At 39.0% G+C, this 26,490-nt stretch carries 25 protein-coding genes; 6 read left to right on the forward strand and 19 right to left on the reverse strand.

The annotated features are described in order from the left end of the window. Window positions 1-117: 117 nt before the first annotated feature. From AB6D93_RS06645 to AB6D93_RS06655, 3 genes are all read right to left on the reverse strand, one after another. Entirely contained in the window at window positions 118-870 is a 753-nt protein-coding gene (locus tag AB6D93_RS06645) for a glycosyltransferase family 25 protein (protein ID WP_016792613.1), read from the reverse strand. Between the two features lie 242 nt (window positions 871-1,112). After that, entirely contained in the window at window positions 1,113-1,595 is a 483-nt protein-coding gene (gene coaD / locus AB6D93_RS06650; RefSeq protein WP_010433787.1) for a pantetheine-phosphate adenylyltransferase, read from the reverse strand. Between the two features lies 1 nt (window position 1,596). Further along, window positions 1,597-2,679, reverse strand: a complete 1,083-nt coding sequence (locus tag AB6D93_RS06655) for a glycosyltransferase family 9 protein (protein WP_010433790.1) — start codon at window positions 2,677-2,679, stop codon at window positions 1,597-1,599. Between the two features lie 96 nt (window positions 2,680-2,775). On the opposite strand from AB6D93_RS06655, the gene AB6D93_RS06660 reads away from it, so the two are divergent. Next, window positions 2,776-3,489 carry a 3-deoxy-D-manno-octulosonic acid kinase gene (locus AB6D93_RS06660; protein WP_010433793.1) on the forward strand — a complete coding sequence of 238 codons (714 nt, stop codon included), beginning with the start codon at window positions 2,776-2,778 and terminating at the stop codon, window positions 3,487-3,489. A gap of 40 nt (window positions 3,490-3,529) precedes the next feature. Here AB6D93_RS06660 and waaA read toward each other — a convergent pair whose 3' ends face one another. Beyond that, window positions 3,530-4,792: a lipid IV(A) 3-deoxy-D-manno-octulosonic acid transferase gene (waaA, locus tag AB6D93_RS06665; RefSeq protein ID WP_016792883.1), complete on the reverse strand. Its 1,263-nt coding sequence runs from the start codon at window positions 4,790-4,792 to the stop codon at window positions 3,530-3,532. A gap of 132 nt (window positions 4,793-4,924) precedes the next feature. On the opposite strand from waaA, the gene AB6D93_RS06670 reads away from it, so the two are divergent. Genes AB6D93_RS06670 through AB6D93_RS06680 form a run of 3 tightly spaced genes read left to right on the forward strand, consistent with a single transcriptional unit; the run spans window position 4,925 to window position 7,669 of the window. Continuing rightward, a complete protein-coding gene (locus tag AB6D93_RS06670; protein ID WP_102332611.1) occupies window positions 4,925-5,956 on the forward strand; it encodes a CDP-glycerol glycerophosphotransferase family protein in 1,032 nt (343 codons plus the stop codon). A 9-nt stretch (window positions 5,957-5,965) separates the two neighbouring features. Next, a complete protein-coding gene (locus tag AB6D93_RS06675) occupies window positions 5,966-6,733 on the forward strand; it encodes a glycosyltransferase family 2 protein (RefSeq protein WP_102332612.1) in 768 nt (255 codons plus the stop codon). A 3-nt stretch (window positions 6,734-6,736) separates the two neighbouring features. Then, window positions 6,737-7,669, forward strand: a complete 933-nt coding sequence (locus AB6D93_RS06680; protein WP_102332613.1) for a polysaccharide pyruvyl transferase family protein — start codon at window positions 6,737-6,739, stop codon at window positions 7,667-7,669. A gap of 46 nt (window positions 7,670-7,715) precedes the next feature. Here AB6D93_RS06680 and AB6D93_RS06685 read toward each other — a convergent pair whose 3' ends face one another. From AB6D93_RS06685 to rfaD, 5 genes are all read right to left on the reverse strand, one after another. Next, on the reverse strand, window positions 7,716-8,795 hold the full coding sequence (locus AB6D93_RS06685; RefSeq protein ID WP_102332614.1) for a glycosyltransferase family 4 protein: 1,080 nt from the start codon (window positions 8,793-8,795) through the stop codon (window positions 7,716-7,718). A 4-nt stretch (window positions 8,796-8,799) separates the two neighbouring features. Continuing rightward, window positions 8,800-9,546 (reverse strand): glycosyltransferase family 25 protein, encoded by a 747-nt coding sequence (locus AB6D93_RS06690; RefSeq protein ID WP_102332615.1) that lies wholly within the window; start codon window positions 9,544-9,546, stop codon window positions 8,800-8,802. Then, the gene (locus AB6D93_RS06695; RefSeq protein WP_102332616.1) at window positions 9,539-10,738 is read right to left on the reverse strand and encodes an O-antigen ligase; all 1,200 of its coding nucleotides are present in this window, start codon (window positions 10,736-10,738) and stop codon (window positions 9,539-9,541) included. Before AB6D93_RS06695 ends, AB6D93_RS06690 begins: the two co-directional genes overlap by 8 nt. Window positions 10,739-10,754: 16 nt before the next feature. Beyond that, the gene (lpxM, locus tag AB6D93_RS06700) at window positions 10,755-11,711 is read right to left on the reverse strand and encodes a lauroyl-Kdo(2)-lipid IV(A) myristoyltransferase (protein ID WP_102332617.1); all 957 of its coding nucleotides are present in this window, start codon (window positions 11,709-11,711) and stop codon (window positions 10,755-10,757) included. A 133-nt stretch (window positions 11,712-11,844) separates the two neighbouring features. Then, entirely contained in the window at window positions 11,845-12,786 is a 942-nt protein-coding gene (gene rfaD / locus AB6D93_RS06705) for an ADP-glyceromanno-heptose 6-epimerase (RefSeq protein WP_102332618.1), read from the reverse strand. Between the two features lie 151 nt (window positions 12,787-12,937). On the opposite strand from rfaD, the gene AB6D93_RS06710 reads away from it, so the two are divergent. Next, window positions 12,938-14,101 carry a nucleotide sugar dehydrogenase gene (locus AB6D93_RS06710; protein ID WP_102332619.1) on the forward strand — a complete coding sequence of 388 codons (1,164 nt, stop codon included), beginning with the start codon at window positions 12,938-12,940 and terminating at the stop codon, window positions 14,099-14,101. 194 nt (window positions 14,102-14,295) lie between these two features. Further along, a complete protein-coding gene (locus AB6D93_RS06715) occupies window positions 14,296-14,934 on the forward strand; it encodes a TetR/AcrR family transcriptional regulator (RefSeq protein ID WP_004733226.1) in 639 nt (212 codons plus the stop codon). Window positions 14,935-14,996: 62 nt separating this feature from the next. On the opposite strand, the gene AB6D93_RS06720 is transcribed toward AB6D93_RS06715, so the two are convergent. The 10 genes from AB6D93_RS06720 to AB6D93_RS06765 all read right to left on the reverse strand — a co-directional run bounded on the left by AB6D93_RS06720 (window position 14,997) and on the right by AB6D93_RS06765 (window position 26,347). Then, window positions 14,997-16,148, reverse strand: coding sequence for a murein hydrolase activator EnvC (locus AB6D93_RS06720; protein ID WP_016797614.1), 1,152 nt, complete (start codon window positions 16,146-16,148; stop codon window positions 14,997-14,999). Window positions 16,149-16,231: 83 nt separating this feature from the next. After that, window positions 16,232-17,053 (reverse strand): serine O-acetyltransferase, encoded by an 822-nt coding sequence (gene cysE, locus AB6D93_RS06725; protein WP_009847961.1) that lies wholly within the window; start codon window positions 17,051-17,053, stop codon window positions 16,232-16,234. A 47-nt stretch (window positions 17,054-17,100) separates the two neighbouring features. Next, complete coding sequence (gene gpsA, locus AB6D93_RS06730; protein WP_102332620.1) at window positions 17,101-18,147, reverse strand: NAD(P)H-dependent glycerol-3-phosphate dehydrogenase; 1,047 nt, start codon at window positions 18,145-18,147, stop codon at window positions 17,101-17,103. A 262-nt stretch (window positions 18,148-18,409) separates the two neighbouring features. After that, window positions 18,410-18,877 (reverse strand): protein-export chaperone SecB, encoded by a 468-nt coding sequence (secB, locus tag AB6D93_RS06735; RefSeq protein WP_009847959.1) that lies wholly within the window; start codon window positions 18,875-18,877, stop codon window positions 18,410-18,412. Between the two features lie 88 nt (window positions 18,878-18,965). Further along, window positions 18,966-19,400, reverse strand: a complete 435-nt coding sequence (locus AB6D93_RS06740) for a rhodanese-like domain-containing protein (protein ID WP_017061445.1) — start codon at window positions 19,398-19,400, stop codon at window positions 18,966-18,968. Window positions 19,401-19,791: 391 nt separating this feature from the next. After that, window positions 19,792-20,970 (reverse strand): EpsG family protein, encoded by a 1,179-nt coding sequence (locus AB6D93_RS06745; RefSeq protein WP_102332621.1) that lies wholly within the window; start codon window positions 20,968-20,970, stop codon window positions 19,792-19,794. Continuing rightward, the gene (locus AB6D93_RS06750) at window positions 20,967-21,902 is read right to left on the reverse strand and encodes a glycosyltransferase family 2 protein (protein WP_102332622.1); all 936 of its coding nucleotides are present in this window, start codon (window positions 21,900-21,902) and stop codon (window positions 20,967-20,969) included. Before AB6D93_RS06750 ends, AB6D93_RS06745 begins: the two co-directional genes overlap by 4 nt. Continuing rightward, on the reverse strand, window positions 21,892-23,124 hold the full coding sequence (locus tag AB6D93_RS06755; protein ID WP_102332623.1) for an oligosaccharide flippase family protein: 1,233 nt from the start codon (window positions 23,122-23,124) through the stop codon (window positions 21,892-21,894). Before AB6D93_RS06755 ends, AB6D93_RS06750 begins: the two co-directional genes overlap by 11 nt. 8 nt (window positions 23,125-23,132) lie before the next feature. After that, on the reverse strand, window positions 23,133-24,224 hold the full coding sequence (locus AB6D93_RS06760; RefSeq protein ID WP_157938693.1) for a hypothetical protein: 1,092 nt from the start codon (window positions 24,222-24,224) through the stop codon (window positions 23,133-23,135). Between the two features lie 65 nt (window positions 24,225-24,289). Beyond that, window positions 24,290-26,347 carry a CDP-glycerol glycerophosphotransferase family protein gene (locus AB6D93_RS06765; RefSeq protein WP_102332625.1) on the reverse strand — a complete coding sequence of 686 codons (2,058 nt, stop codon included), beginning with the start codon at window positions 26,345-26,347 and terminating at the stop codon, window positions 24,290-24,292. Between the last annotated feature and the right edge of the window lie 143 nt (window positions 26,348-26,490).

A 26,490-nucleotide genomic window follows, 5' to 3' on the forward strand; every position in this document is an offset into this window, starting at 1 on the left:
ATAAAAAATAGCGCTCAATGAGCGCTATTTTTATAGGTAATCGCATGATTGCTTTTTAGGTATAAACATAAGCATAAAGAGAGGGGGCAATTTAATGTGAGTGTACTTTTCCTAGACCTAGAATTTTGGTCTGAACTCTTTATCTAGTACTGCAAGGTGATAAAGGTTTGTTGATAGATTAAGTGCCATACTCTTTATTTTGTTCACAATCTTCATAAAGGCGACAGAATAGTCTTTTCTACCTTTATGTTTACGACTACCGATAATTGACGGCCGTTTACTACGCTGTAATCCAGCAGAAGAAACACCAAACATGGGGTGCTTATGAATCCAAGTATTCCTTAAGAATACATCAACTGGATAATTAAAAGTTGAACTTTGTTCGATGAAAGCTTGTGCCGCTTTGGGAGATATAGCATAGCAGGCGGTTCCTTGAGGAACTTTTAAATACTTTACAAGATGCTGTGTATCGTACTTATCAACTGAATAATGTAGTCTATTCTTACTGTCTTGTAAGCGAATAAAACCACACTGCTCAATATGCTGCTCGGCGATAGTCAAAGTATTGCGAAATATATCGATATCAATATCGGCATGATCTTCGAAGACTAAAATGGGTTCATTTAACTCTATGCATTTTTGCCAAATAAGATAATGGCTTGCATAACACCCCACTTCCCCAATTGCATGCGGTCTACCCATATTGTGTAAAAAAGCTCTATCGTGAATTCTTGTTAGTAGAGGATGTTCATCGGTTCGTGCATCCACTCCGATAAAAAACTCAAAATCAACCTGAGCATCCTTAAGGGCGTTAGCTGTTGATTTTTGCCTACAATGGTTTGCTTTTAAGGTAATACAGTATGATTTCATAAAGCTATATTGATGTATTTATTCACAAGAAATTATGTTATCACTCGTTTGGCTTTTTGTAATGATTGTTCGCTTTGTTAGAGGTTATGGTTGTGACGAACCTCAAGAGTGTTCGGGGTTCGCATGATCTGATTCATCGGTTCTGCAGTGTTAGAGCTAATATGTAGGGGTCTAAATGAATTTATCTGTCTCAAAAAATAGCGCTCAATGAGCGCTATTTTTTTCGGTTTAGGTAAAGAGAATTACTTGGCTGTCTTCAGCTTTATCTCGGCTGCCACCTTTTGTGGCACAAACTGGCTAATGTCTCCACCATGAATGGCCACCTCTCGAACTATTGTCGAAGAGAGGAATGCATACTCCTCTGAAGGTGTTAAAAATACACTTTCAAGGCCTGGAAGTAGCTTTCTGTACATGCTGGTGAGTCCAAACTCGTACTCAAAATCCATGGTTGTTCTTAGGCCTCGCACCAACACATTCGCTTGCTGCTGTTTAGCAAAATCGACCAGTAACCCCGAAAATCCTTCAACAGACACGTTAGGTAAGTGAGACACCGCATCACGTAACAACTCTACACGTTCATCTAATTCAAACATGGTTTTTTTACTTGGGCTCGCTGCTACTCCAACAGTGATATGGTCAAACATGCTAGCGGCACGAACAATGATATCAAGGTGGCCATTGGTCACCGGATCAAAAGTTCCTGGATAAATAACGTGTGTGCTCATTTTAGCTGTCCTTGCTTAATGTAGTGTTCGAATTCGGTGCTTTACTAGAGTTTAAGGCCTTATCGAGTTGCTGCTTTACCATATCGAGTGTGATGTCTTTCATCAGGTCATCGCCTTTAGCACGGGTTCCCCATGGAAGGTCTGCGACTGGTTTACCTTGTTGTGCTTCTACGTGCTGTTGATAAACACTCACTACGATATCGAGATCGTTGTAAGGTCCTGTTCTACGAGGATCGCTGTGCGCGTACAAGCCGATTACAGGCGTTGACTGCGTAGTTGCCAAGTGGGCTGGGCCAGTATCAGGTGCCAATACCACCGTTGCATGTTTCAGTACGGCAGTCAGTTGCTTCAAGTTCGTTTTGCCAATCAAGTTGGTTACTGGCGACTGGCATAATTTTTCGATGTCGCTACCAAGGTTAACTTCTCTTGGTGCCGGAGAACCACATAACACCACTTGCATGCCTTGTTCGACAGCATAATCAGCAATAGCTGCATATCGCTCAGTTAACCAATTGCGTGAATCTTTGCTTGCAGCTGGGGAGATAACCAAGGTCGGCTTGTCTGCCATGGTGCTAATTGCGAGTTGTTCATCTTCAGGTGTCAAAGGGATATCCCATTGAGGCTTATCGAAGGGGACACCAATGTAGCGAGCAAATTCGGCAAAGTTATCCAACACATGAAACTTATCTGAAATAGGTAGATGGTGGTTGGTAAAGAGTGACTGCATTTCACGAGTACGGTTTTTGCCAAATCCCACTTTGCACTTCGCCTTTATCCCCCAAGATAGCACGCTGGCTCTGAGTGCGGCTTGCATATGCAGAAGTGCATCAAATTTACGATCAGATAGCTGACGCCATAATTCACGCATTCCTTTGAAGCCTTGTTTCTTATCGAAAACAATCACCTCAATACCGGGTAGATCACCGATCAGCATGGCTTCTATTTTGCCCGTTATCCAAGTGATTTTCGTTTCAGGCCACTGCTTCTGGATGGCTTGAACCACAGAAATAGCATGACAAACATCGCCAATCGCGGAGAGGCGAAGTATGCAAAGAGATTGAGGTGCAGTTGAGAACAGTGACATAAAGTGCCCGAAAAAAGTGAATAACATCAGAATTATGCAGATACTCGCATTAGTTGTAAAATAGCAATGACGAAAAGCGACCCAAAGGCCTCATAGATGGAAACGATTAGCACCAAGAACCAAACAATTTGGTACGACCCTGAACTTTTGGCTCAGGTACCAGAGGGCGATATCGCTCAGATCTTTGAGGCTGAATATTGGCAGCAACAAGACGCCATTTCAGGCAGTGCTCAAGGACGCGGTACCACATGGTTCATCCAGCTTGATGGAATACAGGCCGCATTGCGCCATTATCGCCGTGGCGGATTGTTTGGGAAGCTAGTCGAAGACCAATATCGCTTCTCTGATTGGGAAAGCACGCGCTGTGCGATGGAGCTTAATGTTCTCAAGGCATTGGCAAACTCAGGTGTGAATGTACCGAAGCCCATTGCTGCTAGAGCCATTAAAAGCGGACTACTTTATCGAGCGGACTTAATGTCTGAACGAATTCCCAATGCCAAAGATCTGGTTGATGTCTTGGTCAATGGCCCGATAGATGCGGATGTTTATCGTCGAATTGGGCAAGAGGTACGCAAGATGCACGATGCTGGGGTTAATCATACCGATCTCAACATTCATAATATCTTGCTTGATACTTCACAAAACGTGTGGATTATTGACTTTGATAAGTGTGGTCATCAAGCGGGTGATGACTGGAAAGAAGACAACTTGAATCGCTTAAAGCGCTCGTTCTTAAAAGAAGTGAACAAGCGCCAGATTCAATGGCAAGAGCAGGATTGGGAACCGTTATTGCAAGGCTACCAAGGTTAGTTGCTGTTAGTTAAGAGTGGTGACTAGCTAAGAATGGTCATTAATTAAGAATGTATACCAAGGTTTTATCCAACGCCCCTCGATTCTGTTCAACCACTTGATAAGCCGCTAAGCCTTTAGTTTTACGCAGTTCTGATTGTTTGAACAGTTGTTGGAGTTGGCCAGCGATATCTTGGCTATTTTGACAAATAGTGACGGCTTGAGCTTCAAGCAGTTTGTCTGTGATCTCGCTGAAGTTAAAATAGCTAGGGCCATTGAGTAAAGGTAACTGCAGTGCCGCAGGCTCTAGAAGATTGTGGCCACCCACCTTACCGCCCACAAGGCTTCCTCCCATAAAGCACACATCAGATCCGCCGAGTAATACCAACATTTCTCCCATCGTATCCGCAATATAAACTTCAACATTAGAGGTGATTGGTTGCTGACTCGTTCGAGTGATAGTCTTGAAGCCGTGCTCTTGAGCTAGCTCAGACACTTGGTTAAATCTCTCTGGGTGACGAGGCACAATCATCAGCAAGGTATTCGGATTGTCTTTAAGGAGCTGTTTATGAGCGTCTAAGACAATTTCATCTTCGCCTTGATGAGTGCTGGCTGCTATCCACACACAGCGTTCAAAGCCAATTTGTTCACGTAACGCTTTGCCTTTTGATACTTGTTCAGCTGAAACTTCAATATCAAACTTGATCGACCCAGTCACATGCACAGATGCTTTATCTAACCCTAATCGTATAAAACGCTCAGCATCACTTGGGTATTGGCAAAGTACTTGAGAGAGATTTTTGGCTAAGAGATCAAAAACGGCTTGGAATTTAGCATAACGCTGGCACGAGCGTTCAGATAGGCGAGCGTTGAGTACCGAAATGGGGATTCCAGCTTTCGCGACGCAGTGCAGTGTGTTTGGCCATAACTCGGTTTCCATGATTAACATCTGTTTAGGCTGAACAGTCTTCAAAAAACCTCGAATACACCAAGAAAAATCAATCGGCATGTAGCGATGCTCGACTAAATCACCGAGTTTTTCTATCTGCTCTGCACCCGTGCTGGTTGTCGTGGTAACGATAATGGCTTGGTTTGGATTGCGTCGCTTCAGTTGCTTGATGATCGGTACGGCGGCAATCGATTCACCAACCGATACTGCGTGAATCCAGATAGGATTCTTACCTTGAGTTTGCGGTGTGATCCCGAAATGTTCTTTCCAACGCTGACCAAAACTTGGCTTTCCAGGTTTGCTCTTATAAAGCCCATACAGCAGTAGCGGAGAAGCTAATGACAATATGAGAGTATAGATAAGTCGTATAAGCATAAGAACAGTGACACCAGAAGGTAAAATCAATATTCAGAAGAGTATTTTCTTCAATCTCGAAAGTAAAGAGCGTTATAATTAAATGCTTAGTTGCGCTTTCAAACGGACATGGTGAATTTTATCTCATCGCTTATGCAAACCGATCAAACCTATCGTTTCTTGCTCTACGTCGAGCAAAATTATTCATTTGCTATTCTTCGCCCATTCTATGATTACGCGAAGCAACTCGGCCATGAGGTTAAGTGGTTGCTTGTTGGTGAAGACGCTTCTGAACATCTTTTACTGGATCAAGAGCAGAGCGTCTCTTTGACAGAAGCTATTGTTTTTAATCCTTCTGCCGTTCTAGTGCCCGGTGATCGTGTTCCAGCGTTTATTCCAGGGTTGAAGGTACAAGTATTTCATGGTTTGAACGAGAGCAAACGTGGGAACTTATACCCTGAACGTGGTCTATTTGATTTGTATTGCACCGAAGGCCATGAAAGAACGAGCTCATTGGAACCACTAGCTAAACAGCGCGGCTATTTTCAAGTAAAAGAGACCGGGTGGCTGAAGCTCGATAGCTTGTTTAATTACCAAGCCAGTGACAAGCATTTTGAAAGACCGCAAATTCTATTTGCTTCCACTTTTTCGCCAAGCTTATCCTGTGCCGAATTGGTTTATGAAGAGCTTAAGCGCTTAAGCAAACTGAGCCAGTGGCAATGGTTAGTCACACTGCACCCTAAAATGAAGCTAGAGACACGAGAGAAATACCAAGCGTTGGAAGGTGATAATCTTCTGTTCTTCGATAATGATCGAGTGATTGAGATGCAGCATCGTGCTGATGTGATGGTATGTGACAACTCATCGATATTTCAGGAATTCTTGTTGCTCAATAAGCCTGTTGTCACGGTAAATAATCGAGACCCTCAAGCAAGCTTTATTAACATTACTCAAGCCGAGCAATTAGAGTCAGCAATTAAGCAAGCAATGCTACCTGATGAAGAAAGAGATAACGCTATCGCTCATTACGGACCGTCAATAACACCATATTTAGATGGGCAATCCTCAGCGAGAGTTCTGAGTGCTATTACGGATGTGCTAGAAAGCGGCTGGCAAGATAACAAGCCAAAAAATTGGATTCGTAACTTTAAAATCCGTAAATCATTAAACTATTGGAAATTCTAGGGCTGAATAATGAGAAAACATACCCTGTCTGTCATTGTTATTACCAAGAATGAAGAAGACCGAATTGAAACTTGCCTTAAATCTGTTGTTGATATTGCCGATGAACTGATTGTTCTAGACAGTGGCTCAACAGATGCAACCGTTGAAATATGCCAAAAATATACAGATAACGTGACAATCACAGATTGGCCTGGTTTTGGTAAGCAAAAGCAGCGAGCGCTAGATAAAGCGACATGTGATTGGGTGCTATCAATTGATGCTGACGAAGCTCTCGATAAAGAGATGAGCAACGCTCTTGTTGAACTATTAAAACAAGATCAAATCAAACACACTGCGTACAAGCTGCCTTGGGGAGTGACGCTTTATGGCACGACTCTAAAACATGGCCGCAGTGCTCGTGCAGTATTAAGACTGTTTAAGAGAGAAGGCTCTCGATATACGTTAGACGAGGTTCACGAGACCGTCGTTCCTGAGCAAGGCTCTACAGGAGTACTGAAGGGGTTTCTTCTTCATTACACCCATCGCGATTATGGTCATGGTTTAGACAAAGCAGCGCAGTACGCTTGGCTTGGATCGCAAAAGTATCATCGCAAAGGTAAGAAATCACACGGCTTATTTTTAGCTTTATTACGTGCAATATGGACGTTCTTCCTTGTGTATATCATTCGCCGTGGCTTTATGGATGGCAGTGTCGGCTTCATTATGGCGATGACTTACGCTCAAGTGAATTTCAATAAATATGTCGGCTTGTGGCTTATCGAAAAAGAAAGGAGTTAACCAGTGGCTTTTAAATTAGAGTACTGCCTGTCAGATACTTACAATGTAGGGGATGATCTTAACCCTTGGCTATGGCCACAACTGTTTGGTGACTTGATTGTAGAAGATAGCTCTCGTTATTTTTTAGGCATAGGGACGATTTTGACGGAGAAGCGATTAAATAAAACGCTTTCAGGTGCGGACGAAGTTATTATTTTCTCATCAGGTGCATGGGAGTGGAACGTCCCCAAGTTATCTGACAAGTGTACTGTTTATGGTGTAAGAGGGCCTAGGACGGCAAAAAAATTAGGGTTAAAACCCGAACTGGTGGTTGGAGATGGTGCTTATCTCCTTCGTGAAGTTGACTTCCCTAAAGCGGAAATACAAAAAGGGAAGATTGGCTTTATACCTCATCATCGTAGTGAAGATTTTATCGATTGGGATAAAGTTTGCCAGAAGATAGGTTTAACATACATTACAGCAAAACAACCGGTCGAGACTTTTTTGTTGGCTCTTCAAGAGTGTGAGTCCGTTGTGACTGAGGCCATGCACGGTGCAATTATTGCGGACGCACTTCGCACCCCTTGGAAAGGAGTTCGTTTCTCCCCGACATTTGACGATGAAAAGTGGTATGACTTTGCTGAATCTATGGATGTAGAGCTAATATTACACGACTTACCTTTTATGAGTGTTAATAAGATGCCCATTGGTAAATTGTTAGAAAATACGTTTAAGAGAAATGTAGCTAAATTATTTAAATCTTCATCGAGAAAGTGGCTGTCACTCGTGACTGTGTACAAACTGGCCTCTAATGACGATATGAAAAATTTACAATTGAAGCTTAAAGTTTTAGCCAATGACAAGAGCAATTACCAATTGAGCTCTTTGGCACAACTCAATGCGATAGTCGAAATTCAAAAAGAAGTGATAAGTAAAATTATCAAAGATCAAAACTAAATCGTTAGGGCAGGTTAACTCATTTTCCTGCCCTTTTAGTATTAAATTATTTCTTAGTTAGTTTTTCAAAAAAATTAATATGCTGTTTTACTGTTTCTGATGACGAAAAGTAGCGTTGAAGTCTGATTTTTGCTTTACGTCCCATCTCCGCGCAATGTTCTTTATTCTTCGCCATATTGTTTATAGAATCACCTAATAACTGGGCGTTTTTTACGGGAACAATGTAGCCAGTTTCGTTTTCTTCAATAAGTTCTGGGGAGCCACCAGTTGTCGTTACGATGGATGGTGTCCCATTAGCCATGGCTTCAACTATCGTTCTTGGAAGGCCTTCTCCACTGATTGATGGCTGGATTTGAAAGTCAGCCATTGCCATTATAGATGGCACATCTTTTCTGTGACCAATGAAGTGTATTCTTTCCGACATAGGGCTTTCTTTGGCCATTTCGAAATAAGGTTCGTAGCCACTGCCAATCAAAAGAAGATGGAAGTCGGGATTATCTACAAAGTGTGTAGCTCTGATTAGAACATCAATTCCTTTACTGGGTCTTACATGAGCAGCGCACACAGCAACGACTTTATTGGAATCTAAGCCAAATTCTTCCGGTTTATTTGCTTGAACAGTGTACCAGTCTAGTTCATGACCTTTGTAGATGGTGACTACATTGTCTTTATTGCACCAAACTCTCTTCTTGACGTCGTTAGCAACAGCTTTTGATACACAAACAACGCCGCTGACTTTTGGGTGCAGGTGAGTAAGATAGGCTGAAGGATCATGACGATACAGACCACCTGTAGTCCCGCGATATGTGATTAATTTTGTTTTTGTGCCAATACACGCAAACGCCGCGTTTGGGATTGTTTTGGAGTTAAATGCATAAAAGATGTCATAGCTTTTATTATTAAGTTCTTTTTTATAAGCTTTGATAGTCTTTATACAAATCTTTTTATTTGGGTAGGCATCAACAACTCTTACGCCATTTTCTTGAAACCGTTGAGCGTATTCTGCATCGCCTTGGGTAAGAACTGTGACCTCATGACCTTGCTTTACCATTTCTATAAACATTTCGGCTTCAGGACGTACACTATTTCGAGCATGATAGTAGGAACTAGCAATAAGAATTTTCATTGGATTACCGCTTCGAGTATTTGAATTTTATGTTATGTAGGTGACGCTGGATAGTTTCGTTTAAATTGAACCATTCACGCTTAAATTTCTTGAATAAACTTCTGGTGCTTGTGCGTTTTTCATATCCGATATCAGAATCAAACTTTGGGTCGTTCGTTAAACAGGGTACTGCAGTGCCGTAGCACTCGACTTCGTTTTGCCAGAATCGGTCCATATAAATATCTACAGCCATATACCACTCTTTTGAGTGTTCAAGGAATTTTTTAGCTCCTGAAGGTCTTAAGAAATAGGCTGTTGCACTCATATGCCCTTTAGTAAACTTATGAATACTAGTAGATTTAGCTTCGAAAACTTCGTAAGAACCATATTTACGGCGCTTATTTTTGAATAATCTCACACACTCTACATTTTCTGGTATGTCACTAATATCTCGAATGAAGTTAAGGAACTCATCTTTATATAGAAGAGCATCATCTTCGATTACGATTATTGGTTGATTGAGTTCAACACACTTTTCCCATAATAAAAAATGGCTTGCATAGCACCCTAGTTGCCCTGCACTCAGTGTTTTTGCTCGGTACGTTTGGCTTAAACTATCGTTATAACGTTTTAGTAGCGGATGAGGAGGAGAAATTCGACCATCTATCGCAGAAAAGAGCTCAAAAGGAAGAGATAGTTCATCTAGTTGACGACTAATGTTTTTTTTTCTATCTGTGGAAGATTCTAAATTTATGACAAATATTTTAGTCATTGGTAACTCTCTTACATCTTGAGCAAATAGGTAGAAGGAACAATAAATACAACATCAGGGGTTGAGGGTGATTGAAAGGGACATCTGTTAGCCCTGCAATGAAAAATAGACTAACTAAACCAATCACTATATATGTATCGAGTGATGGTAAATTTTTCACTATCATTAGTGGATAAATTAGAAGTCCAATTACAAGTGTTAGCCCTATAATTCCAGACTTAACCATTTTATCTAAAAATTGATTGTGGTAGTGAGCTGAAGCGAAGTGAAAAAGTTGTTTGGATATTTCACCATTTTTCAACTTACCTTTTAATATTTCTCGTTGTTCTTGTCCGTGTCCTAGTATTGGTTTTTGTTTTATTAGTTCTGGTGCCAGCATCCACATTTGTAGCCTAAGCCCAATAGAAGTACTATAGTCATTTGATTGTATTCTCTCTATTTCATAGATGGTTCTGTCATATCTATCATTTATTTTTTCTTTAAATAAGAATACACCAGTAGAAGTTAGAATGGCTGTGAATATAAAGGCAAGTAATATTTTCCTTTTTGAAGGCGGGTTCTTAATGCATTTAGTAATGAATATAAAAAAGATACTCAAAGTAAACGCTAACCAGATACCTCTAGTTTCACTTAGGATAATAGGTTGGAGTGACAATAAAAAAGCTATCAAAGGAAGTGTTTTTCCCTTTAAAGATGAATTATCTAGCAATAAAGAGAAAGCGATTATGGATATCAAAGCGCAAGCTGTCGCGTAAGGTATTGGGTTTATATAGCCAGCATCACGTTCTATACCTATATAAAGGTTGAAATATACGCTATTGACACATACAACAAAACTACCGATCAAAACTACCCATTGAATTACTTTTTGAGTAAGCATTTGATATGGGAAAGCTATAAGAAAAAGAGTAACGCCAATCAGTGACCTCAGTTCTCTAGAGCTTGCTCCATGATAATAGTAACTAAATACTGTATATATACATGAAATGCCAATTAACCACACAAACGGGCTCTGTATGTTATTTAATATAGTTTCTTTTTTAAATACTAATATACTGACGATGATACTAATCAAAAATAGTGGGATCATTTTCTTATCACCACTATCTAAAACTAACATACCTGTAACAGCAAGAAAGTAAGGTAATAGTAAGAGTGCTGTATAAATCTGCTTTCTGTTAATAATATTCATACTGTTGAATTTAATGCTAACTATTATAAGGATTTATATTACTTTCAGGACGAGTCTTAAGCAGTCTTAAGATCCACATATATTGCTCAGGCTTTTTGCTTACGTAGTCTTCAATACATTGATTCATCATACGCGCGTCCTCCTCTTCGCCTCCTGTTGGGAATGGTAGAGCAGGGTAGAAGTCCAAGGTGTATTGGCCTGTACTGCTATCGTATTGAGCAAACAAGGGCACAATTTTAGCTTTACTTAGTTTTGATAGGCGACCAAGGCCTGAGATAGTTGCTTTTTGAGTCGCGAAAAAGTCAACGAAGACACTGTGCTCACGGCCAAGATCTTCATCAGGGAGGTAGTAACCCAGGTACCCATCACGTACCGACTTGATGAAAGGTTTGATACCACCGCTGCGATCATAAACACGACCGCCGTATTGCACGCGCTGTCGGTGCATTAGCCAGTCACTGAGTTTGTTTTTTTGTGCTTTTGCCATCGCAGATACAGGTAAATTGCGTGAAGCTAATAATACCGCTGGGATATCGATAGCCCATGTGTGTGGCACCAGCAAGATCACATTCTCGCCACTGTCTGTAATATCGGTTAGGTTGCTCAGGCCGTTTATCGCAGTGTTATTCTCTAGCCAAGTTTTACTCTTGAGTGTCAGTGAAGCAAATCCCATCAAAAATGAGATGGAAGTAACGTATGACTGATAGAGAGTTTCTTCGCGCTCTTCGATAGATTGCTCAGGGAAACACATCTCAAGGTTAACTCGAGCCCGGCGGTTAGCCTTATTCTTAATTTTTACAGCTTGCTTAGCCATAAACTTAGCTAATGCTAAACGAATGTTGTTAGGTAAGAAGCAGACTAAAGACGATAACAAAACAGCAATCCAAGTTCCCCAGTATTTAGGTGCTAGAAAACCCCATTCAAACTCAGGGTTGTAAGCTTTTGGATCAAAATCATTGCGTTGTGTGGTCATTCATTCACTACATTATTTAAATCAGAGAGTTAACTTAATATCGGTCACTCTGGGAATGATTATATTCGTTAGATATTCCCAATAATACACGCTAAAAGTAAGGTGTATTATTGGTCCTAATCTGAAATATACGTTAAGCGTTTACGATCTTCATGTACTCAGCAACGCCATCGGCTACTGCTTTAAACTCGATATCGCAACCTGTACCGCGAAGCTTCGTTAGGTCTGCTTGAGTGAATTCTTGGTAAGCACCTTTTAAATGATCAGGGAAAGGAATCGTTTCGATTTCGCCTTTACCATGGTGCTTGATAACTGCCTTGGCGACTTCTTCAAACGACTCAGCATTGCCAGTACCTAGATTAAAGAGGCCAGATACCCCATTTTCTAAGAACCACAAGTTTACAGCCGCAACATCACCTACATACACAAAATCACGCTTAAAGGTTTCGCTACCTGCGAACAATTTCGGGTTTTCACCGGAATTCATTTGGTTGTTTAGGTGGAAAGCGACAGAGGCCATGCTGCCTTTGTGTTGCTCGCGTGGACCATAAACATTGAAGTAACGAAACCCTACGATTTGCGAAAGCTTTTCGTTGTGTGCTGCTGCATCCGCGGTTAAGCGGCGAACGTAGTTATCAAATTGTTGTTTTGAATAGCCGTAGACATTCAATGCACCTTCGTACTCTCGTTCTTCAATGAAAGTGTCGGTTTCACCGTAAGTTGCAGCTGAAGAGGCATACAAGAAAGGAATTTCACGTTCAACACAGTAATGAAGTAGCTCTTTTGAGTATTCATAGTTGTTGAGCATCATGTATTTGCCATCCCACTCAGTGGTAGCAGAGCATGCTCCTTCATGGAAAACAGCTTCAATATGACCAAAATCATCACCGGCCATGACTTGAGTTAGGAAGTCATCACGATCCATGTAATCCGTGATGTCTAGGTCTACAAGGTTCTTAAATTTCTTACCATCTTTTAAGTTGTCGACGACTAGAATATCGTTGTGGCCCGCTTCATTAAGCGCCTTAACAATATTGCTGCCAATCATGCCAGCACCACCAGTTACGATAATCATAATTTCTAACTCTTTTGAATACAAAACTGTCACGAGTATAGCAAGGAATGGATAAAGCGGGCTAGTGGAATAATTCCCCAACCAGAGTATGATACGGCAAGCTAAGTTATAAATTATGTTGAGTTAATTACTCAAAACTATAGGTATTATCATGAAGATTGCAGTAGCCGGTACTGGGTATGTGGGTCTATCAAACGCAATGCTGTTAGCACAACATCATGAAGTAGTCGCGGTAGATATCATCGATGAAAAAGTGGCAATGCTAAACAATAAGCAGTCACCGATTGTAGACAATGAGATTGAGCACTTTCTATCAAATAAGACGCTGAACTTCATGGCTACAACGGATAAAGCCGCTTACAAAAATGCTGAATTTGTCATCATTGCTACACCTACCGATTATGACCCTAAAAACAATTATTTTGATACCAGCTCTGTAGAATCTGTCATCAAAGACGTCATGGAGATCAATCCTGATGCGGTGATGGTTATTAAATCAACGGTGCCGGTTGGCTATACCGAGCGTATTAAGCAAGAGCTGAACTGCGAAAACGTCATGTTCTCACCGGAGTTTTTGCGTGAAGGCAAGGCCCTGTTCGATAATCTACACCCATCACGTATTATCGTTGGTGAATGTTCTGAACGCGCTAAAGTGTTTGCGAATCTTCTTGTGGAAGGTGCGGAAAAAGAAAATATCGACGTACTGTTTACTCACTCAACGGAAGCAGAAGCAGTAAAGTTATTCTCAAATACTTATCTAGCGATGCGAGTTTCTTATTTCAATGAGCTTGATTCTTACGCGGAAGCGCATGGCTTGGATTCTCGTCAGATCATAGAAGGTGTTGGCTTAGACCCTCGTATCGGCAATCATTACAACAACCCTTCATTTGGTTACGGTGGTTATTGCTTACCAAAAGACACCAAGCAACTATTAGCAAACTATCAAGATGTACCAAACAACATTGTGGGTGCGATTGTTGATGCAAACCGTACCCGAAAAGACTTCATTGCGGATTCAATTATTAAGCGCTCGCCTAAAATTGTCGGTATTTATCGTTTGATCATGAAGGCGGGCTCTGACAATTTCCGTGCTTCTTCCATCCAAGGGATCATGAAGCGTTTAAAAGCCAAAGGCATCGAAGTCGTCGTGTATGAGCCGGTATTGGAAGAAGAGCATTTCTTTAACTCTAAAGTTTATTCTGACCTTGAAGATTTTAAAACAGTATCGGATGTGATTGTATCTAACAGAATGGTAGAAGAAATCGCAGACGTAGCAGATAAGGTGTACACACGAGACCTGTTTGGCAGCGATTGATTACAGTAGCGATTGATTGTACGAGTGATTAAGATTAATGACACGAGCGATTAATTACAGCTGTGATTGATCAAAGGTGTGACGGTTGAAGGTGAATTTTAGCGTTTGCTAATTCGACCAGATGTTATCAGCTCGATCTATCCGCTTAGTGGCGATATACTGAACCACTAAACGGATAGGGATACTAATAACTAATGAAAACACGTGACAAGATTGTTTACGCTGCTCTAGAGCTTTTTAATGAGCACGGTGAGCGTAGTATTACGACCAATCATATTGCTGAGCATATCGAGATTAGCCCTGGTAACCTCTACTACCATTTCCGCAACAAGCAAGAAATTGTCCGTGACATCTTTACTCTCTATTCGACAGAGTTACTTGAAAGGTTCACACCGATTCAAGGCCAACAAGAAAGCCTGACGCTACTAAAGCGCTACTTAGATTCTATCTTCACGTTGATGTGGAAGTACCGATTCTTCTATGCGAACTTACCTGAAATATTGTCACGTGATGAAAAACTCCACCTTGATTACATGGCCGTACAAGAAAAGCTGCAAACGAATCTTGTCGATATCATGCGAGCCTTCGTTGAGTTGAACCTGCTCAAAGCAACGGATACGGAAATGAAATCGATGGTGACGTCTCTTCACTTGATTGCATCAGGTTGGTTGGCGTATCAATCTGCGATGTCTCCAAAAGCTCAAATTACCGAGCAAGTGGTTCATCAAGGAATGCTGCAGATGATCGCGACGGTTAAACCGATTGCGACAGCTCAAGGTTTTGAGCAGCTGACATTATTGGAAGATGGTGTAAGGGCGTTGAACTCTAAATAGAAAGAGACGAGTAAGCGGTATACGGGATTCGAAGAAAGATACTCGCATCCCGTATCTGCTCTTTACCTAACCAACCAACTCTTTGGATTCTGAGCTTGGCTGTTTCTACGAATTTCAAAGTACAATGATGGGCGTGTTTGGCCGCCAGTGTCACCTGCAAGCGCGATGGCTTCACCCGCTTTAACCTTGTCACCTTCTTTCTTCAGTAGTGCTTGGTTAAAGCCATAGAGCGTCATATCACCTTTACCATGATCGAGAAGAACCACTAAACCATAGCCTCGCAGATACTCGGCAAATACCACCGTACCTGAGTAAACGGATTTAACCTGCTGACCGTACTTGGCGTTGATCACCATGCCTTTCCAGTTAATTTGCCCCGTTTGACGTGAACCGTAGTTATGTAGAACTTTATCTTTGATCGGCCAAGGTAGCTTACCTTTACGTTTTGCTAGGCCATCCATCGGGACGGCATTACGTCGTTCTCGAGCCGCTTTTTCTGCTTTTGCTATTTCAGCTTTCAGGCGAGTTTCATTTCGCTGAAGTTCAGCCAAGTAATTTTTGTCGCCAGAAATATTCTTCTTAATACTGCCAACGGTTTTCTTACGTTGTGTTTGAGTCTGAGACAACTTGTCACGCTTGGTGGTTTGCTGTTTTAACAATGTTGCGATTTGTTCTTGCTCGAGTTGACGCTGTTTGTGGCTTTCTTCTAATTCAAGTTGCGTCTGTTCAATCGTTTTAATGGTTGCGGAGCGAGCTTTGGCAAGGTGCTGGTAATAATGACTGATGCGATCTTCTTCTACACCGGTGTTGAGAATGTGAGAAGAAGCCTTAGCTCGACTCGTCATGTAGTAAGTCTGAATGAGCTGCTCTAACTTGTCTGTCTGGACTTTTTTCTGTGCAGTGAGCGCTTTAATCTTTGTGTCTAAATTAGCAATATTAGCATTAGCAGTATTGAGCTGCTTTTTACTGTCTAGAATCGCTTTTTCAAGTGAAGCGATGGACAGCTCCTGCTTCTTGAGGTTTGCCTGTAGGCTATCGAGTTTCTTTTGCTGGGAAGAGAGCGCTTTCTGTTGACGAGAGATTTCGCTTGATACGCCTTTCAGTTCACCTTGAGATGCAGCAAATGATGATGAAGACAAAAGAGCAACACCAAGGCTGGCAGATATCAAAAGAACAGTGCTCATTGATTGAACGGGTTTCATCATTATCGTCATTTTGCTCTTATTAATAATCAGCATCTGCTGCGAGTCTTTTCGCATCTCGGCTATCGGCTATTCGTCGGATCCCGAATCTGCTCTTAAATCCCATCACCATGGATGAAGTTCTGAGAGCGACCGTTAAACCCCTGATCCATGTCTAAAGATGGCTTATCAGTTTTCGGCTTTCCAACAATTTTTGCAGGAACACCAGCGACAGTCGTATGAGGCGGAACGGCTTGAAGAACCACAGAGCAAGAACCAATTTTCGCGCCTTCACCCACTTCAATATTGCCAAGTATTTTAGCGCCGGCACCGATCATTACACCTTCTCGGATTTTAGGGTGACGATCGCCACCTTCTTTACCCGTACCACCTAAAGTCACGTCTTGAAGGATCGATACATCATTTTCGACGACAGCAGTTTCACCAATCACGATACCAGTGGCGTGGTCGAGCATGATCGCTTTACCGATACGAGCGGCTGGGTGAATATCCACTTGGCAAGCAACCGAAATTTGGTTCTGTAGGTAAGTAGCAAGCGCAATACGCCCTTGCTTCCATAGCCAGTTAGCCACTCGGTAACCTTGCAAAGCGTGGTAGCCTTTCAGATAAAGCAGAGGCATCGAGTACATCTCGACCGCAGGATCTCGATTTACCGTCGCGCAGATATCACAAGCAGCCGCATCAATAATCGATTGATCTTGCTTGAATGCTTGTTCAACCACCTCACGCACCGCCATTGCGGGCATTGAAGCCGTCTTTAGCTTGTTGGCTAGGATATAACTTAATGCAGCGCCTAAGCTTTCGTGGTTGATAATGGTGGCATGGTAAAAACTCGCAAGCATAGGTTCTTGCTCTGACTGCTGTCGAGCTTCCTTCACAATGCATTGCCAAACCTTTTGCTGTTCACAGTGTTTCATTTTTCCATCCATTTTATCTATTTCATTCCACGACTTAATAAGCGATGTTATCGCTCTGACTTCTTGTCTCGTGCAAGTAGATCTTGTGCTGCTAAGTGTGCATCTTTCCCTTGATACAACACTTGATAAATTTGTTCAACAATTGGCATCTCAACGCCCATGCGTTCTGATAATAACCAAACTTCTTTGGTGTTGCGATAGCCTTCAACGACTTGGCCAATTTCTTTTTGTGCGGTATCCACATCTTTGCCTGCGCCAAGTGCCAAACCAAAGCGGCGGTTGCGTGATTGGTTATCAGTACAGGTGAGTACTAAGTCACCCAGCCCAGCCATGCCCATGAAGGTTTCTGGTTGCGCACCAAGAGCTGCACCTAAGCGGCTCATCTCAGCTAAGCCGCGAGTGATAAGTGCGGTACGTGCATTGGCACCAAAGCCAATACCATCCGACATGCCTGCGCCAATTGCGATAACATTCTTCACTGCGCCGCCAAGCTGCATACCAATGAAATCTGAGTTTGCATACACGCGGAATGTTTTGCCGCAGTGGATTTTTTCTTGGAGCTCTTCTAGGAAAACTTCATCAGGTGAAGCTACAGAGATAGCCGTTGGCATGCCCATCGCTAACTCTTTGGCGAAGGTCGGTCCTGATAGAACCGCTAACGAGTAACCATCACCCAGCACATCATGCGCGACATCTTTAAGCAGGCGGCCGGTCTCTGGCTCTAAGCCTTTGGTCGCCCAACAGATGCGAGAGTCTGAGGCTAAGTAAGGTTTAACGCTATTAAGCACAACGCCGAATACGTGGCTCGGGACTACAAGTAAAAGGTCTCGGCTTGATGTCACTGCTTTTTCTAAGTCTGATTCAATGATCAGGCTTTCTGGGAATTCTATATTTGGTAGGAACTCATGATTAGCTCGCTCAGATTCAAGACGAGCCATATGAACAGGGTCGTGCCCCCAAAGAACAACATTGGCACCGTTACGCGCTAGAGATATCGCTAAAGAGGTTCCGTAAGAACCGGCGCCTATCACTGTCATCGCAATGTCTTTACCGTAAGCGTCTGCCGTGTTAGTCGGGCGAGTTGTGTCTGTCATGCTTCCACCTAAAAATAATGAGGGAAATCGAAGAGTTTTGGAGAAACCCTTTACTAAGAAGAAAAAGCGCTCTACCAAAGTACAGTGTAAATAAAAAATGCACATCGCAGAAGCTGCGATGTGCATTTAAAACTAATTATTTCACAAAAACTAGCTATCGAATAAAAGGCAATCTTCTAATAGAAATAGCCGTTTGTTGGCCGTTCGTTTATTAGTTATTTATTGGTCATTTATTCGCTAAGCGTTAAGACTATATTGAGACTTAAGCTTGTTCGCCTTCAGCTTGTTGAGCTTGGTTTTGTAGGTAGTTCATGAACAAAGCATCAAAGTTTACTGGAGCTAGGTTCAATTGTGGGAACGTACCTTTAACCACTAGGCTAGAAATTGTTTCACGCGCGTATGGGAACAGGATGTTCGGGCAGAATGCACCTAGGCAATGTGCCAGTTGGCCAGCTTCCATTTCGCTTGCAGAGAAAATACCGCCTTGTTGAACTTCACAAAGGAACGCTGTGTCTTCTGCATTCTTAACAGTAACAGTTAGACGTAGGATAACTTCGTAAACACCTTCGCCAAGCTCACGGCTTTGAGTGTCTAGGTCCAGTTTTACATCTGGGTTCCACTCTTTTTGAAACATATCTGGAGAGTTTGGCGCTTCGAAAGAGACGTCTTTTAGGAAAATACGTTGGATTGCGAAGTTCTGTTGTGCGTCTTGTTGTGCTGCTTCAGCCATTTTCTTGTCCTTAAAAATTTATAATTAGGCTCTGTTCATCATATCAGTCGAACAAAGCCCTAAAGTAATATCGTTTTACTCGGTCAGCTTATTTCTTACCTTTAACCAAAGGAAGGTTAGCTTCGCTCCAAGCCACTAAGCCGCTTTTCAGCACGCTTACGTTTTCGAAACCTGCTTTAACCATTAGGTTAGCGCTTTCTTGAGCAGTTTGACCTGTCTTGCATACTACGATGATTGGGTCTGCTTTGTGGCTTTCAAGGCTACCAAAGCTATTTGCTTTGATATCTGACGGCAAAATGTGAACTGCGTCCGTAATATGGCCCTTTTTGAACTCATCTTTAGTACGAATATCAACCACAACACCGTTTTCACGGTTAATCATGTGTGTGGTTTGCGCTGCCGTGATCTCTTTGTAGGCTGCGTTTGATGTCTTGATAACGTTCGCAATGATGGCAACAACCAAGCCGATCCATACGATGGCTAAAATCATATTCTCTTGAACAAATGGAACTAACTCTTGCATATCTTGAACTCTTATTCGTTATTGGGCGAAAAATCATAGGGTAGGAGTATAGCGAGAAAGGATAGGAGAATACAGGGGAAGCATGGGGTTGGATAAACAAATAATGGATTTATAGTAAAGAAGTGTAGCTATAGCCTTTGATATTATGTGTTTCATGCATGGAATCTTGCATTATTTTTAGGGAAAGATGGTCGTATACTAATAGTGGGAGCTTGAAGAAAATATCACCCTAATTTTAGATAGATATTATACGTTACTCCTCTAAACGAGCAACATCAAAAATTGACTCTGTTACAACCATTCAACTACCACCTTATATCCAGACGGTAGTTTAATATAAGGTGGACTTTGACATTACTCGTTCAATATTTATATTACATGAGAGGTGTTGTTACGGTCCGATTAATTCCGATGCTCGCAAAATACGATAATAGTCGGTATTCAAAAAATCAGGTTCTGAAATAATGCTTTGATATGGAATGAATACAACATTATTTGGTTTATATCGTAATGTGTTGTGTAAATTAACAAATGAAAATAATATTATCAAAATGGCAGATAGGGTTCGGAATGAGTTTTTTCTAAATAATTCAATTAGTAAATAAGAGTATGTAAATGATGAGATAGTCATGAAGTAAAATTTCATTCTCGTATATATTACTTGGATGTCGATAAATAATATGTAAATTGAATAATAAGCTAAGAATAAGTAACCAATGGTACTAATGCGCTTCGTTGGCTTCATGTCGGATCGAAGGTAGTATGCGTGGAAAATAAATAGAGTTATAAAACCAAATTTTTCCACAAAACCGAGTCCAAGAGTTCTTTGGGAGCCATAGTAATTATTCCCCATATAGTGTTGTAGCTTGGAAACGATTGTATTTGGTAGTATTCCTTGGAACAGATGTAAGGATATTTCAACTAATGAAATTGGTAAAAATGCAAACATTGTAACAGAAGAAAACAAAATTAAATATAGGTGCCTTGGTAAGTAAGTATAGTTAGCTATTAATAATATAGGTAAAAAAACGATTGCGGTCATATGAAATAAACTAGCAAGGAATATCATCATTAAGCTGGCTATTATTTTTTTATTGAAGAGAAATCTCAACGACAATAACAGGATGCCGATTGCGATACCCTGACGTAAAATTGAAAAATTCAGAAACAAATAACATGTGCTGTAGAATAAGAGCACAGCTAAGTTTTTATGTTTTACTTCTTCATCAATGAAATTGTAAACACAAAACAACACAAATAAATTTGAAAGGAAAATAAGAAACTGAAAGCTTAAGTTTAATGTTTTTATTATTGAAATTAATAGTTTAAATCCAAATTCAAAATAAACATCTGGTGAAAATCCATTGTTCAAGAATATGGAAATTGTAGGTATCTTGTCGAAATAGAACCGATAAGTTGCAAAATCCCAACCAGTATCGAAGCGAAAACTACCGAAAACAAAAAGTAGAAGAAATGATAAAAAAAATGATATCGTCTGAAACCTTTTGTCTTTGAGTAAATCACTCAAAGACAAAAGAGATAAAATTAAAAAAATAAAATAATAAATCATATTACTAATCGATAGATACTAATAAATAAGTAGATACTTAATCCAAATATCTTTTGTTTTATGTCGACATTTAAGTTAAGTATATCACGGAAAAATAACGGTGTATCTACTGCTTCCATTTTTATTATTAGATGGAAACGAGATAAGTCAGTGTCCCTGATTGCGTTCAATACTACCCTTTTTAAGTAGTAGCTATAATAGATAGATGAGGCTGTATCGCGTTGACGGTAGCGAGAAAGTAGTTTAAAAATAACTAAGGCTGATTGCTTTCTATTTCGAACGGCACTATCAGAAACATTATGGCTTAATGATGTAGGGATTACTCGATACAAAAATTTTGCTTGATTATCTACAACTTTTATCGATTCTTCATTATCTAAAGATATAAGATAATGAATGTTGAAACAAAAATCTTCACCAACGCGTAAATAGGGGGCAAACAATAATTTATTATCCAACACGTGCTGCCTTAAATATAACTTACCCCATACATAGACAAAAAACCTATTTTCTTCAATAGGCAATAAATTAGTAGAATTAGCCGACCAAGGTTTGGGTTGTTGGTTGACGTAATCATGAATATTTTTAGCAATTACTAAATTTTTATTTTCTGATTGACAAACTAACTCGCTAATAAAATCTGGTTCTATAAGATCATCAGCATCAACGAACGTGATATATTTACCTGTGGATATTTTTATGCCTTTGTTGCGGCTATTGCTTACACCGCTATTTTTTTCGTTTAAAATAACAGTAGAAACGTGTGAGAATTCGAATTTTGATATGATATCAAATGTTGTGTCTGTTGAACCATCGTTTATTAGTATTAATTCTAATTCCGGGTAATCTTGATTTTCGATTGCTTGTAGTGTATCACGTATATATTCTTCCGAGTTATAGACTGGTACGATTATACTTATTCTAGGATTCATAAATTTTCCTTAACATCCCGGACTTTAATGAAAATATAAGCAATAAGGAGAAGCTGATAAATTCGGTAATAAGAATACCAATACCAGATCCAATTGCGCCATAGTAGTGAGATAGTGGGATTATATATGAAAAGTGAAAAATGCATGTTATTAACGGTACGCATAAATAGTATTTTTTATAATTCCAAGTTAATAAAACATAATTTGACAAGATAACTGAAAGAGGTACTAATATAACCATTGGGCTCATTAACCTTAGCAAGTCAATAGATTCTTGAAATTCAGAACCAAGATAATTGATTACTATATACGGTGCCGAGTAATAAATTGCTGTAGCAAAAGTTAACCCTAAAAAAAACTGAATCATGGTGATTTTTTTAATAAAACGAAAAGCTAAAAATTCGTTATCAACTTTTAGCTTGTTAATTCTTGGATATATCACATTCGAAAGAATTAGAAAAATTGAAATGAAGGCTCCTCGGATTTTATCTGTTGCGCTAAATTGTCCAACTTCAAATGCTGTATTCACTAAACCTAATATAATAGGTGTGCTCATAGTGTACAAACTGACACTAATTGTACCTGTAAATATATGAGATGCGCTAGATAGTATACTTCTGATGTCTGAAAAATTAATTTTCACTAAATATATATCGTAACGTTTGGCAATGGTTATTAATAGCAATGCTGATAATAGAAACGATACACTTTGTATTGTTGCAAGTATGTTAATGTCATTTGTGTCTCGTACCAAAGTAAAAATCATAGGCAGCATTAATAACTTCACAACAACATTAACTAAAGAGTAGATGCGGATTTTTTCTAGGCCTTGATACAGCCAAACAGTCGAGATAACTGACGACAACATCTGGATTATCAATATGTAACAAACACTCTTAATATTATCGAATTGACTAACATTATTGACTGTAAATATTATTATTAAGGCTACAGGGAAAAATATAAGAAATTTGCTAGCTATTGTTACTGTATATAAGTGACGGATTTTTTCTTTATTTTCAGTCTTTGAGATCTCTCCGGTCGTATATAAATTGAACCCAAAATCAATAAACAAACAACCGTAAAGAATAATAGACAATGCTAAATTAAACTCGCCATATGATTCAGCTCCAAGAGTGCGAACGAGATATGGAACTAAAATCAAAGGGACCAAATAGTTCACCCCTTGAGATATAAATAACATGAAAATATTTTTAAGCATAAGCAAGTCTACTTACGAAGATTTTTTTTAATAAAAAAAGGATGAACGCTTATATTAAAAAATGCTAGTATCAAAGCAATGAAAAAACCAAATAATATAAATATGAATGTTATTGAGAGTACGATGTCATTTTTATTAGAACCTGCGGGTGTTAAGAGTTTTCGTGGTTTTTCTAAGAAATTAAAGAACGCATCATTTTGCACATCTGGTATAGTTAACGAGTTAATGGCATCTAACTTGTTTTTCAAAGTAGTATATTTATTGTTGAAGACAATAGATATATCGCTATTTTTCAATAAATCTCGTTCTGTAGTAAGCGCTTCTGAACCTAATGTTATATTTAAGTATTTTTTTTCTACATGGAAGTTAAGAAGCGGCTTTTTAATCTCACTTTTATTTGCAATTTTTATTGCTGCTTCAGTTTCAATAAGATGTCTTTGTCGCTCTAAGTCAGCATATGCTTCAGATTCTGATAGTTGATTCGTTAAGTCATGCATCAAATTATCTCGGAAATGACTCAACGACTTAAATACTTCAGTGTTAATATTTTTCCTTGTGTACTCAATATACCCTGTCAAGAAAGACAAGCTTTCATCTGGTGTCATAGCTAAAGTTATTAACTGGTAAGAATCAGAATTAAGAATCAATGATGTCTTTTTCACAATTATTTTTTTTGTGAAGTTATCAAGAGTCTTTATAATATCGGGCTCATCGTTTATTTTGTTAACAGTCAAATAATTTTTGAAGACGAGAGTGTTTTCAATGTAATTTTTCTTATTGGTATATGATGATAATTGGTTAATAAACATTGAATAATTTTCAATTGGATCAATAATCTTCGTTAACTCTTTATTACTTATATCTCCCATTTTTAAGCTATTTGCATATTGAGTGAAGCTAGAGTAACTATGATATTGAGGTTTTGATATCTCAGTTTGACTAGTCCACCAAACGGGAGTGTTTGAATAAATTAACATTGATATTAAAAAACCTAATGCAGCAAATGATAAGATCAAATAACGAGATGAAATAAATATAAGTAATAGTTCTTTTGTATTAATAGACCTACGGTTTTTAACATCATCTTCCAGTAACATCATGTATCCTAATTTTATTAAGTAAATTTATAGCGATAAAATGGAAATGTTTATCTTAGTAGCAAGTGTCAAAGTAGTTTTATAATTTTTTTATAATGCTCTTCGTTGTTCCCTTGATACTTTATATTGAATAATTTAATCAAGTATTCTTTTTGTTGGTCATAGTTACCGTTATTTTTAAGGTTTTCGATTAACTCTAACATAGAGCTAATCTTCGGTCCTGGTGTCAACTCATTATAATCCATTGAGAAACCTGTTCTGCTTACATACTTCTCTATATCATATGGAATGAAAATTAAATCAGTATTCCGATTTGCAATTACATCGAAATAAATGCTGGAGTAGTCGGTAATAACAACATCCATATCCGGTAAGTAAGGGGTAAAATCAGTAATCAGATCTGCGTTGAGTACAATAACACGTTCAAGCATTAAAATTTGCTTTGGAATGTCTGATTTATAGTAAGGGTGCTCTCTTAGAATTATTACAATTTCTTCTGATTCTAAAAAATCAGACAAAGTTTCAGAATTCAAGTCATCGAATGGAAAGAATTTTGCATTTTCATATGAACGCCAAGTCGGACAGTATAGAACTTTTCTCTTGACCGATAAATGAGCAACATACTCATCAATTTTTTTTGAGTTATCAGAGGATAAACTATCGTTACGTGGCTGACCTAATGATACAAATTCAGGAGTCAGAGGTAAAAACATCTTTTTCATATCATCACGGAATGCATCTGAGTAACAAACTGCGTGTGAAATGTTTCTCATACAAATATAACGATTTAACTTCCTTAATAAGGAAATCTTGGTTTCACCGAAGCCTATGTTTTTTAGTGGTATACCATGACCAAAATGATAGACGATTCGTTTTTTGTGCTTTAATGTAAAAGGTAGGGGCATGTCAATCGTTGAGCAAACCCATGTTTTTGCATTTAAAATTAGGTCTATGTCATCCTTACTTGTATTGCTAATAAATCGGCCAGGATGTATCGAGTTTAATATTGTTCGCTTTTCAATATCATTGATCACAAAATAATAGTCTAAACTAACATTTTTATTTAACAAGTATTCAAAGAAGAACTTAGAATTAAAGTTGAAATTATTATTTGCGGTTGAATTTATAATAACCACTTCAGAGTTTAATTCTCTTTTTTTACGGAGAAATGAATAAGTTAAAACTCTGCTGTTGCATGAAAATTTCTCAAATAAATCAATTATTTTTGATTGTTTTTTTTTAAATTTACTTATTAATTTTTTATGCAATTTTGTTTTGTAAATATAGGTTAACCCTGACGTCAAATCTAATATATTTAACTTTAACATTTCAGATATGTAGTATTTACTTTTCTTATTGGAATTTATCGAGTAGCCTAGCATGAAAATAAGCCACACTGCTTTTTGTGTTCGAACCATTTTATGTTTGTGATTATTATAAGCAAAAGATATCGCATTGATTATATTATCATTTATTTTTTTTATGGAATTTCCCTTCCCCCCTCCTTTACTCACATTGTCATCGCCTGAAAGATCATAAAAATAACCCACATCATTAATGTATGTAGGTTTTTTTATGTTGCTCATATACTCTCGCCAAAAATTCATGGCATCTCCCCAAGGTTGACATGCCATTCCTCCGGCCTTGCTGTATAATTTAGTATTTAAACAATAAGGTGGTAGTGCTGGGTAATTTAAAGGGGAGTTAAGTATATAGGAGTTTATATCTTTTGGAGCATCTACTGAGTCAATATGTAAGCCGTTCTTATCCAATTTTTTTATTTTTAAATAAGATACGAAATCGTAACCCGCATCTAATTTTTCAGCTATATCGTTCAACACATTATTATTAGGAAGTACATCATCACTATCCAAAAATATCAAATATTTAGACTTTGCGTGACTTGCCCCCGCATTTTTTGCTGCTCCTGGTCCTGCGTTTTGTTGGTTTATAAGTGTGATTTGCTCTAAATATGGAATTAGCTTTTCAGCAGATTTATCTGTAGATCCATCATTTACAACAATGATTTCTTTATGGGGATATTCTTGTTCTAGTGCACTTTCAACAGCAGCTACGATGGATCGCTCTCGGTTGTACAATGTAATTATTATTGCAATTGAAATCATTTACACACTTTTCTTGTTTTTCAATGCCTTATGGTTCTTTGTTAACTTAAGAAGCACCTTAAGCGCATTGATAATTGCTACACAACATTTCACGACGATTATATCGTCATCACTTTAATATTTCTATCTTTTAGTGTAAAGTT

The organism is Vibrio sp. 10N.247.310.23, from assembly GCF_041467155.1.
Lineage (GTDB): Bacteria > Pseudomonadota > Gammaproteobacteria > Enterobacterales > Vibrionaceae > Vibrio > Vibrio crassostreae_C.